The organism is Delftia deserti, from assembly GCF_042653485.1.
Classification (GTDB): Bacteria; Pseudomonadota; Gammaproteobacteria; order Burkholderiales; family Burkholderiaceae_C; genus Comamonas; species Comamonas acidovorans.
Genome location: NZ_JBHSIH010000001.1, coordinates 5,103,015 through 5,116,971, shown reverse-complemented (window position 1 = coordinate 5,116,971; position 13,957 = coordinate 5,103,015). Strand labels below are relative to the sequence as shown.

Here is a 13,957-nt window from a genome sequence, read left to right as displayed (position 1 = left end):
GGGTGCCGGCGCCGAATCCCGTATTGTCGCGCAGACCGGCTCCCCCCGCCAACACGCTGGATCAAGACCGTGCAAATCGGCAAACGGCGACAGATGCCAGCCGGTCACTGCAGCATGAAGGTCTTGTATTCGAGCCGGTTGAGCTCGCGCGAGAGCAGGTACAGCCCCACGCACAGGGTCACCAGCATGGCCAGGCAAAAGCCGTAGCCATAGAACGCGGCACCCAGCGCCAGCGAGATGCCCGTGAAGGCAATGTTGAGCACCACCAGCAGCAGGCAGAGCATGAACACGATGCGCCGCTCGTCCAGGTAGAAGAACACGTTGAGCACGGCCATCACACCCACCTGCAAGCCGGCACCCACCACCTGCACGTGCAGCAGCGGCAGGTACAGCTGGGAGATCCCCAGCAACTGCAGGATGGCCGGCCCGGCCACCAGGGTGACGAGAACGGCCAGCGTCTGCACCTTGGCGATCTCGCCCAGGCCCGCCTGGATGGCGTAGACCATCTCGTTGCGCATGGACTCGATGTATTCCAGCGATCCGCCGCCGCGCACGGCGTCGAAGAACTTGTCGTAGTACTCGACGAAGTCGGTCTCGATGCGCACCAGGAAGACCGCCATGCCCGGAATGATGGACAGGTACGACAGGAACACCGGCAGGTCGTAGATCAACGAGGCCCGGAGGCCGCCGATGATCTGCTGCGAGGTCGGCGGGTAGTACCAGAACATGAACTTGTCGATCCAGATGCCCAGGTTGTAGAGCACGCCGATGCCGATCAGCGCCGGAAAGATCAGCGAGCGCTGCGTGAAGTCGAAGGCGATCCAGCGCTGCTGCAGCGGAAAGCTGCGCAGCACGATCAGCCACATGCCGGCCAGCAGCAGCACGTGGCCGATCACGAAGCTGGCCAGCAGCCCCTCCAGCCCCCAGTAGCGCAGCGGCAGCGCCAGCAGCACGATGAGCAGGTAGGTGGCGCCGAACAGCCCGGCAATGGCCCGGTAGTGCTTGAGGCCCGACAGCAGCACGGTCATGACCCAGACCACGCACATCAGCGTGAAGCCGGCCAGCATCAGCACGCGGTACAGCAGGCCCTGGCCCGGCAGCACCACGAACAGCGCCAGCGTGCCCAGCGCGCTGGCAGTGGCCACGACCACCAGCAGCAGGCCATGCAGGTTGGGCAGGATGCTCTCGTCCTTCTTGAGGAACAGCTGGTCCGACACAAAGCGCGTGAAGGCCAGTTGCGCCGCCCCGGTCAGGATCAGGCTGCTGGCCACCAGGTAGGTCACCGAGGTCTGGAACTGCGTGACCAGCAGCGGCGGCGCCACCACGCTGACACTGAACACCCCCACCAGCAGGATGCCGATGATGGAGAACACCCAGGGCCCCGAGCCGATGACGCCCGCATAGGCGTAGGCCTGGAGCACGCTGGTCAGCGTGTTCTTGCGCAGCAGGTGGCGCAGTTCGAATCCAATGCCGGCCATCAGTGTTTTTCCTCGGACTGTTGCAGCGCCCTGTCATAGACCTGCCTGTAGCGCTCGAACAGCAGCCGGTCGGAGTAGTAGCGCTCCACGCGCGCAATCCCGGCCGCGCTGGCGGCCTGCCACTGCGCGGGCGAGCTCAGCAGCTCCAGGCAGGCGTCGGCCAGCGCCTCGGGGTTGGCAATGCCGACCACGCGACCGCAGGAGCCCAGGGCCTGGTCTTCCGGCTCCAGCCCGTCGATGAGCTGTCGGCATGAGCCCACGTCGGTGCTGACCACGGGCACGCCTGCGGCCTGGGCTTCGAGGATCACCAGGGGCAGCGCCTCGCTGATGGACGACAGCACGACCACGCCCACCTTGGGCAACAGTTCATCCACCTTCTGCATGCCCAGAAAGCGCACATGGGCCTGCAGGCCCAGGCTGTCCACGAGGTTCTGGCATTCCTCGGCATAGGCCGGGTCCTCGGCCGTGGGGCCGGCCACCCAGGCCTGGGCCCGGGGCATCCGGTTGACCACGCGGCGCATGGCGCGGATGAAGGTCTTGATGTCCTTGATGGGCACCACGCGGCCGATCAGGCACAGCACGGGCGGCACCTCGGCGGGCCGCTGGATGCGCAGCGGCGCAAAGCGTTCTATGCGGATGCCGTTGGGGATGCTGACCGTGCGCTCGGCCGCCGCGCCATCGGCCACCTGGCGCAGGCGGTTGTTCTCGTACAGCGCAATGATGGGGTCGGCCGCGCCGTAGCAAAAGCGCCCCATCCAGTCGAAAAACCGTATCCACATCTGCCGGAAGAACGACACCTCCATGGGATCGCGCTGGAAGATGTTGCGGTTGTCGCGGATCCAGGCGCTTTGCAGCAGGTCGATCTGGCGCTCTTTCGTGTAGATGCCATGCTCGGACAGCACCAGCGGCAGGCCGCGCGCATGGTGCAGCAGTCCGCCCAGAAAGCCCGCGTAGCCCGTGGAGACCGTATGCAGCACGCGCACCGGGATCAGCCCGTGGGCGATGCGCGCCATCAGCCACAGCGGCTGCAGCATGATGCGCACGGTCCAGAAGAAGTCCACGAAGGATGGATCGGTGCAATGGCGCCGGTAGCTGTCGCGGATCAGGTCCCAGGCGAATTCGCTGTGCAGGAAATCCTCCAGCGGCAGGCTGCCGCCGGGCTGCAGCTCCAGCGCAATGGAGCGCATGGCCGCCAGCACCTTGGCGCGGCTTTCGGCGCTGCCGTCATGCGCCTCCAGCGCGCCCAGAAACTCCTGGGCCTTGGCCAGGGCTTCGGGATGGCCGCGCGAAGGGGCGGGCTGGATATTGGAGTGCAGCGCGTCAAAGAGGTAGTGCTGCTCGAAGTGCACCACGTTGGGCGGCAGCGCGTAGCGGAAATCGCCATAGTCCTCGCGCCGGCTGCCCAGGAAGACGATGGCAAAGCGGTGCCCGGGATAGGCCTGCAGGATCTGGTTGACCCAGCTGGACACACCACCGCTGACATAGGGAAAAGTGCCCTCCAGCAGCAGCGCGATGTCCGCATTGGCCGCCGTGGGGAACTGGCTCTTACGGCTCATGAGGCACTCCAGTAGCGGATGCTGGGCTTCAGGCGCGGCAGGGCATGCTCCATGTCCAGCGAACGCATCAGGGCCTGCGCCTTGGCGAACTCGCGCCGATCGAACAGCAGCTCGGCCTGGTAGGGCACGACGCGTGCCGGCTCCATGCCCAGCGCCAGCGAGCGCTCATAGCAGGCCAGCGACTCCAGACCCCTGCCCTGCATGTGCAGCAGCCGGCCACGGCGCAGCAGCAGCAAGGCGTTTTCGGGCCGCTGGGCGAGCACCAGGTCGCAATAGTGCAGGGATTGCTTGATGGCGTGATCGCGCACATCGCCCTGCGCCACGCCCTGGTAGACCAGCTCCGCGTACAGGTCGGTCAGCGCCCGCGCCGCCTGCAGGCCGCGCGGGCCAGGAGGCTGCGTCCCCTCGCTCTGGCTGGCCTGCTCGAACAGCTGCAGCTCCTGGTGGATGGTCTTGCTGATCTCACGCTCCTTGGCGTCCAGCATGCTGTAGGCCAGCAGGCGCAGGTCCTCGCTGGAATCGCCCAGCGCCGTGCGCAGCATGGGCGAGGCAATGCGCCCCGGCACGCTGCCCAGCGCCACCATGGCCCGCATGCGCGAGGCGACGGGCACATTGGGATTGGCCAGGAAGGACTGCAGGCCCGCCTGGCGGCGGCTGGTGCCGGCCTGCTGGTGCGGGTCGAAATCGGGCAGCGGCATCACCGGGAAGCGCGGGCCGCCACGCGGGCCGCGCTGGGTGTGCAGCGCAATGGTGGCGACCACGGCGCCCAGAATGCCGGCCACCGGCACGGCATAGGAAAACAACCCCATCAGCACCACCAGCGACAGCCGCTGGCGCACCGACTTGGCCGAGGTGGCCAGGAACGGCGTCAGGCACAGCGCCAGCAGGCCGCTGGCCAGCCCGTGGGCCGTGAGATAGCCCAGCAGGGCCGCGTCCGACTGGCTGCGCAGCAGCCACAGGCTGCTCCAGGAGGCGATTTCCGCGGCCAGCGCGCCCAGTGCCAGCTTGAGGTTAAGCATGGCCCTGCCCCATCTGATGCAGCCGCTCCAGCACGCTGATGGCCGAGCAGCGGTCCAGCAAGATGGTGCGAGGGAAGATGCCCGCATCGGCCAGCGAGGCCACGCCGCGCTGGGCCAGCCAGCCCTCGATGCGGTTCAGATAGCCCTCGGCCGTGGCATTGGTGCCCAGCGGCATGAAGATGGCCAGCAGCTGCCGGCCATCGCTTTCCTGCAGCCAGGAGCGGTCCAGCATGCGCTCCAGTCGCATGATCTGCTGGGCCATCTGGGCCTGCACAGCCGAGGGCGACAGCTCCAGCGCCACCACCACGCTGCTCAGGCGCGCGCTGCGGTTGACATGCTCCATGCGCTGCAGCTCGAACGCGAAATGCGGCGGGCAATCGGGATAGGCCTGCAGCAGCGGCTCAGCCAGGCTGTTGGCGGCCACGCTGTCCGTGTAGTAGCCCAGCAGCAGGTTGATGGTCTGCAGCGCCTCCTCCTGCAGTGCGAAGAAGGGCATTTCCTCGACCAGCAGCAGGCCGTAGATCTCGCCCTCCAGGTCCAGCATGGGCGCCACGACGATGTACTGCGTCTGCTGGCCCTCGGCCATGCTTTGCGAGACATGGCACAGCACGTGGCTGTCCAGCGCCTGGCGCACCAGCGGATCGTGGACATGGATGGGCCGCTCGCCGCCCAGCCGGGCAATGGGCATGGGATCCAGCACCCCATTGCGCACGGGCACCAGGCTGGCCACGCTGATCTGGCTGAAGCGCGACAGCAGGTTGAGCAGGCTTTGCGCATCGCCCTCGGTGCCGCTGAGGCCGCTGAGCACATTGATGGCATCGCGCATGGACACGGGGCGGCCTATCAGCTCCTGCTCCAGCCGGTCATGCGACAGGCGCAGCAGGTAATGCTGGCGGATCAGCTGCTCGGTGCGCTGGTCCATGTAGTTCTGCGCCGTGCGGGCGCGGCGTATGCGGGCGCGCCAGAGGCTGGAGATCTCGCCCACGACCATGACCAGGATCAGGCCACCCAGAAAGTACTGCTCCGGGAACAGCGACAGATCGCGCTGGTTGACGCCCAGCCAGGCCAGCAGCAGCACGCCGGCCGCCGACAGGCCGGCGACCGGCCCGTAGCGCAGGGCCACCACCACGGGCGCCAGCCAGGCCCAGGGGAACTCGGACTCCACCCACAGGGGATTGCCCGGGTTGGCCCACATGCCGATCAAAAGGGCCAGCACCGGCAGCAGCAGCGTCTCGCCCACCACCACCCAGGGCTTGGCGCTCGTCTGCACGAGCAGGCCCAGCGGCGAGCCTCTGAATTCCGCGGCAATGCCGGCGCGGCGCGGTGCTGCGGAATGCGGTGCCGCCTTGGGCGTGCTGGCTTGGTCTGGCATGAAGAGTCGTTCCTGGATGCGCTTATCGGGCGTTGGCCAGGCCCGTGCCCAGCAGGTTGCGGATCAGCTTCTGGCCCACGGCGGCCAGGGCCTCGCGGCTCCAGCCGCTTTGCGCGCCCGCACCGCTCCACACGGTGGCGCCGGTGCCCACGTCCACGATCTCCAAGGTAACGCCCACGGCCGGCTCGCCGTCCACGCCCACCTTGTAGCGCCATTCGTCCACCGCGCCCGTCAGCGCATAGCGCACGCCTTCGCCGCGCGCCCAGGCCAGGGCGTCGTCGCGGCGCTTGGCTTCGCGGCCGTCGAACAGGGTTTCCTGCAGTGCCTCGCCCGTGTAGCGCTTGACCTGGCCCACGCCACGCGCATTGATCAGCGCCGTGGCAATGGCGGCGGCGCGGTTGCCGGCCATGGGCGTTTCGGTGTGGTTCTCGAAGGGCAGTACGGCCCAGCTGGCGTTCGTCTCCAGCGCGGGCGCCGTGCCCCGGTCGATGGTGGAGCAGGCAGACAGCAGGCCGACAAGGGCAATACCCGTGAGCACGCGAAGGCGGGAGGCGAAAGTGTTGCGGTGTGTCATGGAGAGGCTCCTTGAAGTCTTCGGATCAGTAATGGAGGCGGTAGGTCAGCAACAGCTCGCGGGTATTGCCCACGGTGTTGATGCCCGACTTGGACAGGTTCAGGCCCAGCGCGAGGTGGTCCGCGCCGAACAGGCTGGTGGCCAGGCCCATGCCCAGCTCGTAGCCCGCGCCGTTGACGCTGTGGTGCGTCAGGGCCAGGCTGGCATAGGGCCGCAGCGCGCGCGTGTACTGCTGCTCGTAGCCCGTGTTGAACATCATCTGCAGGCCCGAGAAGCGGAAACTGCGCGGCAGCAGATAGTCGATGGTGGGATCGTTGAACGGCGGCAGGTAGCCCAGGATGGCCGCATCCCGGCCCTGCAGCAGCGCCGGGTCGTTGCGGCTGTAGCGGTGCCAGGAGGTGAAGGCGCCGAACTGCAGGGTGGGCGCCTCGCTGCGGTAGGTGTGCAGGTACTGCAGCGTCGCATGGTTGCCGGAGCCCACGCGCGCGCCGCTTTGCACGCGGTAGCGCTCCGATGCCAGCTCCAGCGTGATCTGGTCCAGGCGCGAGAGCTGGTAGCTGCTGCCCAGCGACACGCGGTCCTTCATGCCGCCCATGCGCATGGCCAGCGTTTCCTGCGTGGCCAGGTGCCGGCCCAGCGATGCCTGCAGGCTCCAGCGGCTGTCCACGTTGTAGGTCTGCGTGAACTGCATGGGCGTGTAGCCCTGCAGGCTTTCGCGCCGGCCCAGCATGAACCCGCTGGAGGCCGACTGCGTCCTGCGCGTCAGGCGCAGGCCGATGCCGCGCTCCTGCGAGGGACCGTTCACCAGGGTGCTTTTATTGACCGTGCGGCGCACGTCCTCGGCATCCAGGTCCAGCGCCCAGCGGGGGTTCAGGCCCACATGCCAGCGCAGCCGGGAGACCTGCTCGTCGATGGCGTCCATGCGGCGGTTGCGCAGTTGCAGGCCGCCGTAGTCGCTGAAGGCCAGCAGCTGCTCGGTCAGCGCCAGGTGCAGGGGATCGTCGTCGGGCTGGTCGGCCATGTTCTCGAAGGCCGCCGTCTGCGCCAGCCGCACATCGCCCACCATGGCCGCCGCGTTGATGCGGTCATAGCGCGGCAGCGCCTCGTCATGGCGCTGCAGCAGTTGCCCGGCCTGGGCCACATCCTTTTCCGCCAGGGCCACCGTGATCTCGGCCCACAGCGGCGAGCTGGTGCTCTTGCTGCGGCTGCGCGCGTACTGCTGCCACAGGTAGCCACGCTCGGCCTGGTACTCGCCGCGCTCCTGCAGCCAGGCAATGGCCAGCTCGGCCGCAGCGGCGGAATGCTCGCGGCGCCCGCCTTCCAGGTCCATGCGCAGCAGCTCGCGCATCAGGGCGAATTCGGCATCGCCCTGGGTATGAAAGAGCATGAGCCGGCTGCGGGCCTGGCGCTGGACCTCGTCCAGCCCCTCGGCCGTCAGCCATTTGCGGGCGGCCAGGGCCGCGGCGCCGTCCTGGGCGCGTGCCCGCACCTTCTCACGCGTCCACAGCTGCTGCCTCAGGCTCCAGGCCCGATCGGCCTGCTGGTTCTGCTCCAGCGCGTCGGCGTACTGCATCATCCACAGGAAGTCGTCCGCATGCTCGGCGCGGTGCGGCTTCAGATAGCGCTCCAGCGCAACGGCCGGGCGCGACAGCGTCATGTAGGCCGCCGCCAGGGCGCCGTGCATGTCGGCATCGCGCGCCCAGACAGGCTCGGCCGCAGCCAGCAGCAGCTTGAGGGCCGCCGCATTCTGCGTGTCGATCAGCAGCCACATCAGGCCCTGGCGCAGCGGCGTGGAGCCGGGGTCCAGCGCCAGGCCCTGCTCGAAGGCCTCCATGGCCTTTTTCGATTGCGCCGTGCGCTGGTAGTAGGCGCCCAGTATCTGGAAGAAGGTGGGCTGGCCCTGCAGGCGCTTGACCAGGGCCGGGTCGGCCAAGATGCGTTCGACCTGGCTGCCGATCTGGGTCCAGTCCTCCAGGTCCTCCAGCAGGTAGAAGGCCTGCGTCAGATGGCGCACGTCATGGAACTGCTCCCAGGCGTGCAGGGACATCCGGGCCGCCTCGCGCCGGTCCGCGCGCTGCAGCAGGCGTATCACCTCGTCGTAGTCGCTGATGCCGGCGTGCGGCGTCTGCAGCAGGCGGCGGTAGGCCTTCAGCGTCAGCGCTTCCTGGCGCTGGTCCTGGGCCAGGTCGCCCAGCAGGCGCCAGTACTCGCCCTCGTCCTGCATGCCGGCGGGAATGCGCGTCTGCGCATCCTCCAGCCAGCGCAGGCCCAGGGCCGGCTCGCCCTGCAGCAGCGCGAGCACGGCGGCGGGCATGGCATGGCCCGGCGTGCGCTGCTCGGGATCGGCAAGCACACGCTTCCAGGCCTGCAGCGCCAGTTGCGACCGGCCTGCGCGTTCGGCCAGCTGGGCCAGCAGGATCTGCGACTGCGGCGTGCTGCCGTGCTGTTGCAGATAGTCGATGGCCTCGCCGGGCTCGGCCTGGCGCTCGTAGGCCTGGACCAGCGCCTGCTGCAGCGCGGCATCCTGGGGACGGCGGCTCAACTGGTGGCGCAGGCCGGCAATCAGGGCGCGGTCGTCGAACAGGCCCGGCGCCAGGCGCATCACCGTCTTCCAGGCATCCTCGCGCCCTGTGTTCTGCGCAATGACCAGCCAGCTGTCCAGGGCCTGCTGCTGCTGCCCCATCCATTCGGACACCTGGGCCAGGCGTTCGCGCCAGGCCATGTCCTGCGGCGCCTGGCGCACGGCGGCCGTGGCCACGCGCCAGGCATCTTCCAGGTTGCGGTTTTCGAGGAACACCTCGTAGCCCAGCAGGTAGGTCTTGTCGTCAAAGGGCAGGCCCGGCGGCGGCTTGCGCACGGGATCGGCCGTGCGCAGCATGCGCCAGCCCGGCGCGGTCCAGGCCACGGGCTGCAGCGCCCAGGCGCCGTCGTCGGCAACCGGGGCCGGACCGGCACCCGAAGCCCCGGCCACCTGCGTCTGCCACTGCTGCAGCAGGGACAGCTGCAGCAGCCGCTTGGCATAGCGCTCGGCCTCGGCCCGGTTGCCGGCCGCGCGCGCCAGGCCGATGAGCTTTCGCAGCGTCTCGGGGTCGCTTCCCAGCAGTTCTTCCTGCTGGCGCGCCAGCGCCAGCGCTTCGTTGGCACGGTTGCCGGACTGCAGCACCTGCAGGGCCTGCCAGAGGTAGGCGCGCGACTGCCGGACGTCTTCGGTCGTGGCGCTGGCCTGGCGCAGCAGCCGGGCCGATTCCTCGTACAGGGACATGCCCAGCGCCTGCCGCGCTGCGGATTCATAGACCTGCGCCTTGCGCGCGGGATCGGGCTGGCGCTCTGCCACGTCGTCGTAGATGCCCAGGGCCAGCGGTGCGTCCTTGAGCACCAGCGCCGACGAGGCCAGGTACAGCGCCTGCTCCTGGGTCAGCCCCTGCAGCGGCACGTCCTTCAACGCCTGCATCACCTGCGGCGCCAGCGCCTCGGCCTGGCCGCCCGCGCGGTGGTCCTGTTTTTGCGCCTCCAGATAGCCCTGGTAGGCGGCCTGCCAGTGGTCCCAGGCCTGGACGGCTGCGCTGGGCAGTGCCTGCCTGGCCGCCTCTTCCCGCGCCAGCTTGATGGCCTGCAGGCGCTCTTCCTTGGCCTTGAGCAGGGCGCGCAGGTTCTCGTTGCCGGGATCGCTCTTGAGCAGGTTGCTCAGATAGTTGTAGGACAGCTCGGAGTCATCTCCGGTGACGGAGAGCCGGCGCTCCAGATCCTGCTTGGGAAACAGCATCCACAGGGCGCCACCGATCAGTACCGCCAGCAGCGCGATCAGCCAGAAGGGAACCGTGATGGGGCGCTCAGAGCCCCCGGCATTGCGCTTGGAGTTCGACACTGTTTTGGGTACTTCTGAAGGAACGGAGGTTGGCGTTGCCGGTATCGGCACCCGCCACGGCAAGGAGGGGCGTGGCGGCGTTCGCGGAACTCAGCGAACAGCCGGCCGGCAGGTACATGCGCAGCTCCAGCGGCACATGGCCCTGCAGGGCGAAGCGCACGCCGCCGTCGGCCTGGGGCTGCCATTGCGTGAGCCGGGCATTGGCATCCACCAGATAGGGGCGCGACGCGTGGGCGGCCGCGCCTGCGGCGTCCTGTTGCGTCTGTTGCACCAAGTATCCGGCGCTGCCGGCCAGGTGCAGGTAGCTGCCGTCCGCCCCCTTGGCATAGCCGGCAATGCCGTTGCTGGCAGCCATGGAAGGCAGGGCCATGCCGGGCGGCATGCGCAGCGTGCGCAGCTGGCCCGGGCCCCGCAGGCGCCAGCCCTGCGCGTCGCGGCCGATGGCGAATTCGTAGAAATCCTGCACCTTGCGGATGTACTCGGAGCTGTAGACCGGGTTCAGCCGCTGCGCCAGCGCCCACTGGTAGATCCTGTGCAGGGCCTTGATGCTGGCCTGCTTGCTGGCGGAGTAGGAGTGGTAGTAGATGTCCACGGCCTTCAGGCGCCGGGGAGCCTCGGTCATCTCGAAGGTCTCGATGACGCGCTCGAAGCCGTAGAACGGCCCGTGCCACAGGTTGGTGTAGATGTTCTCGTTGGTGACGGGCGCATAGATCTGCAGGTGGCCGCCCTTGCGCAGGCCCCAGCTGCGCACCTCGGTCAGCGAGGGATTGCTGCGCGTGATGGCCGTGTCGCCACCATTCATGTTGAGCAGGCCGGCGGCATCGGAGATGGCCAGGGCCTCGGCGCTGGGCGCCGTGTTGCCGGTCCACAGGAACACGTCCACCGGCTTGCCGGGCGGCGCCAGGCGCTTGCGGATGTAGTCCACCGAGCCGTTGATCTCCCGGTTCATGTCCATCTGGTAGCCGGGGATGTGGAGGTTGAGATTCACCTCCTTGCTGTCGTCCTCGTTGGGCGCCGCCCCGGGCTCCCAGAAGAAGGGGTGCGAGTAGGAATGGCTGGCGATCTCGACATGGGGCATGGCGAAGATGCGCTTGGCAATGCCTTCCAGCTGCTCGGCCCACTGCGGATACAGGCCCTGCGGGGAGACCTCGGCCTCGATGACCGAGATGGTGTGCGGGATCCTGTAGCGCTCCAGGATCTCGCGGCGCAGCACTTCGCCCGCGAAGGGCGTTCCCGGCAGCTCGGCCTTGGAGGGAAAGCCGTCGCCATCCACATGGGCCAGCAACAGGCGGCGGCCGTTCTCCGTGGAGACATCGGGCGCGGGGAAATCCTTCAGGCGCAGCGCCTCGCGCAGCAGCGCGAAGGGATCGATCACCCAGCGCGACTGGTCGGTGCCCGGCATGCTCACCACCACATAGGGCATGAGCGCAAAGCCGCCCCAGGGCGTGATGGCGGCCGACACGAAGCGGCGCCCCCGCTTGTCGTCGAAGGACAGCAGCTCGCGGCTGCCCTGGGCCATCTGCTGCGTGAACTCCCAGCCTTCGTAGTCGTGCGCGGGCTCGGCCGGCGGTATCTCGAAACCCATGAGCGGGGCCTGCTCGGCGCGCCGCAGCGGGAACACGGGTGCCGCTTCCGTGCTGCGCGTGCCCAGGGCGGCCGACATGGTGCGGTCCTGGGACAGGCCCAGCGTATTGAGCACCAGCAGCGGCATGCCCTGCTGCACCTGGTTGGCCAGCCACTGCCGCACGCCTTTGGCCCGCATATCGGGCACGGCGCCGCCGAACCAGCTCACCACACCGGCATAGCGGTCGCGCGACACGCCTTCGGGCAGGGGCTCGCGCACATCGGCGTAGTCGGCGACGTAGCCCATGTAGTTGATGGGCATTTCCAGAAAGCGGTGCGCCGATGCGCCGTTGATGGACGGATAGTCGGCACCGTTGTAGAGAATCAACACCCTGCGCGCCACCGCCTCCACCTGGCCTATGCCCAGGGTCTGCAGGCCGGCATCCGACACCCAGGGGATGATGCCCAGCTGCGCAATGCGGCGGGCCGTCTCGCGCGTGGCATCGCGGTCGTGCGGGGCCACGTAGTCGATGGACAGCACCGGCAGGCGGTCACGCTCACGGATGGTCTGCAGTTGCTGCAGAAGCCATTCACGGTCCTTCTCGGGCACGTTCACATAGCGCTTGAGGCTGGCATCCCAGCCCCGCAGCAGCGACTCCGCCGCCACCATCTGCACCTTGTCGCGCACGCGCGGCACGATCTCGAAGCCCCGGTTCAGGATCAGCCGGATGCCGGGGTAGCGCTGGTGCAGCGTCTCGATGACGCGCACCAGGCCGTCCTGCTGGGCCTTTTCGTCGAAATTCGCCGCCAGGCGGTAGGAGTCCAGCGTGTCCAGGAAGAAGCCGCGAAAGCCCTGCTTCCACAGCGGCGCGATCACCTCGTCGGCGAAGAAGGCAGGCCACTGGGCAGGCGTCTGGTCCAGGACGATGGACTGCCAGGCGCCGTTGCGCGCCATCTTCCAGGCCTCGGGAATCTTGCTGAAGTAGGCGCGCTCGGGCAGCACCTCGGCCACGGAGGCGTATGCGTAGAGTTCGCTGCCCGGAGCCTGCTTGCGGAATTGAACGGGGTCGTAGCCGTGGCCCGGCTCCACGACGGCGATGTCGTAGAGGCTCAGTTCACTGAGCGAGGCCTTGTTACCGTAATAGACGGCAACCGCCGGCTCGACGGCCTGTGCTGCCCAGCCGCACAACAGCCCCCAGCAGAACAGGCAGGTTCGCAGGAAAGCGTTCACGGCCTTCTCCTCGGGGCATGGCCACGCATTGCCAATTCATAGTTTTTGTACATCAAATTTCTTGTCGATTTGATAAAAGCTATCGCCAGTCCGACGAAATGCGGGCGCGAGCATACCGGTTTTTGTCTGCAAACAGGTCTTCTCCCTACTTTTGTGCTCGGCGCCCTTGAAGCCTGGGGGGAAGCTGGGTTATGGCGATACTAGGCAGGCAGAAAATCACCAATGAAAGGTATTCATGATTCTGGTCACAGGCGGCGCCGGCTTCATCGGCTCGCATACCTGCGTGGAACTCGCCGCTGCGGGCGAGCCCTACCTGATCTACGACAACTTCAGCAACAGCAGCCCCGATGTGCTCGAACGCATGGAACGCATCACGGGCCGGCGCCCGCCGTGCGTCGAAGGCGACGTGCGCGACCGCGCCGCGCTGGACCGGCTGTTTGCCGAGCACTCCATCCGCGAGGTGATCCACTTCGCCGCGCTCAAGGCCGTGGGCGAGTCCGTGGCCCAGCCGCTGCGCTACTACGAACACAACGTGGGCGGCACGGTGGCCCTGCTGCAGGCCATGCGGACGGCGGGCGTGCGCAGCCTGGTGTTCTCCTCCTCGGCCACGGTCTACGGCGATCCGGCCAGCCTGCCGATCCGCGAAGACTTTCCGCTGTCCGCCACCAACCCCTACGGCCGCAGCAAGCTGTGGATCGAGGAAATGCTGGCGGACCTGGACCGCGCCGAGCCCGGCCAGTGGAGCCTGGCAAGGCTGCGCTACTTCAACCCCGTGGGCGCCCATGAAAGCGGCCTGATCGGCGAGGACCCGCGCGACATCCCCAACAACCTCATGCCCTACGTCTCGCAGGTCGCCATCGGCCAGCGCCAACAGCTCAGTGTCTATGGCGATGACTATGCGACGCCGGACGGCACGGGCGTGCGCGACTACATCCACGTCACCGACCTGGCGCGCGGCCACCTGGCGGCGCTGCGCCATCTGCGCGAGCAGCAGGGCCTGCTGACCGTGAACCTGGGCACGGGGCGCCCGGTCTCGGTGCTGGAGATGGTCAAGGCCTTCGAGCGCGCCAGCGGCCGCCCCGTGCCCTACCAGATCGTGGCGCGCCGTCCCGGCGACGTGGCCCAGTGCTGGGCCGACCCCGCCGAGGCCGAGCGCCTGCTGGGCTGGAAGGCCATGCTGGACCTGGACCGCATGTGCGAGGACGCATGGCGTTGGCAAAGCCAGGCCGCAGGCCTCAAGCGCTGAACCCCGCAGCGCCTGCGGGCGCCGAGGGCGTGGTATCTTTTCGCCCTTGTTTC

The 13,957-nt window shown here is 68.1% G+C and carries 8 protein-coding genes; 1 reads left to right on the top strand and 7 read right to left on the bottom strand.

The features are described 5' to 3' along the window. Positions 1-104: 104 nt before the first annotated feature. Genes pelG through ACFPFG_RS24235 form a run of 7 tightly spaced genes read right to left on the bottom strand, consistent with a single transcriptional unit; the run spans position 105 to position 12,658 of the window. A complete protein-coding gene (gene pelG / locus ACFPFG_RS24265; RefSeq protein ID WP_183019415.1) occupies positions 105-1,478 on the bottom strand; it encodes an exopolysaccharide Pel transporter PelG in 1,374 nt (457 codons plus the stop codon). Then, positions 1,478-3,034, bottom strand: a complete 1,557-nt coding sequence (pelF, locus tag ACFPFG_RS24260; protein WP_183019416.1) for a GT4 family glycosyltransferase PelF — start codon at positions 3,032-3,034, stop codon at positions 1,478-1,480. Before pelF ends, pelG begins: the two co-directional genes overlap by 1 nt. Next, entirely contained in the window at positions 3,031-4,053 is a 1,023-nt protein-coding gene (locus tag ACFPFG_RS24255; RefSeq protein ID WP_380108625.1) for a tetratricopeptide repeat protein, read from the bottom strand. Before ACFPFG_RS24255 ends, pelF begins: the two co-directional genes overlap by 4 nt. After that, positions 4,046-5,425, bottom strand: a complete 1,380-nt coding sequence (locus tag ACFPFG_RS24250; RefSeq protein ID WP_197955185.1) for a PelD GGDEF domain-containing protein — start codon at positions 5,423-5,425, stop codon at positions 4,046-4,048. Before ACFPFG_RS24250 ends, ACFPFG_RS24255 begins: the two co-directional genes overlap by 8 nt. A 22-nt stretch (positions 5,426-5,447) precedes the next feature. Next, positions 5,448-5,999 (bottom strand): penicillin-binding protein activator LpoB, encoded by a 552-nt coding sequence (locus ACFPFG_RS24245; protein WP_380108623.1) that lies wholly within the window; start codon positions 5,997-5,999, stop codon positions 5,448-5,450. A gap of 25 nt (positions 6,000-6,024) precedes the next feature. Then, the gene (locus tag ACFPFG_RS24240) at positions 6,025-9,864 is read right to left on the bottom strand and encodes a tetratricopeptide repeat protein (RefSeq protein WP_380108621.1); all 3,840 of its coding nucleotides are present in this window, start codon (positions 9,862-9,864) and stop codon (positions 6,025-6,027) included. Then, on the bottom strand, positions 9,830-12,658 hold the full coding sequence (locus tag ACFPFG_RS24235; protein WP_197955182.1) for a bifunctional glycoside hydrolase 114/ polysaccharide deacetylase family protein: 2,829 nt from the start codon (positions 12,656-12,658) through the stop codon (positions 9,830-9,832). The genes ACFPFG_RS24240 and ACFPFG_RS24235 overlap by 35 nt, the downstream gene beginning before the upstream one ends. A 235-nt stretch (positions 12,659-12,893) precedes the next feature. Between ACFPFG_RS24235 and galE the strand changes: the two genes are divergently transcribed. Beyond that, entirely contained in the window at positions 12,894-13,904 is a 1,011-nt protein-coding gene (gene galE, locus ACFPFG_RS24230) for a UDP-glucose 4-epimerase GalE (RefSeq protein ID WP_183019422.1), read from the top strand. Positions 13,905-13,957 lie beyond the last annotated feature (53 nt).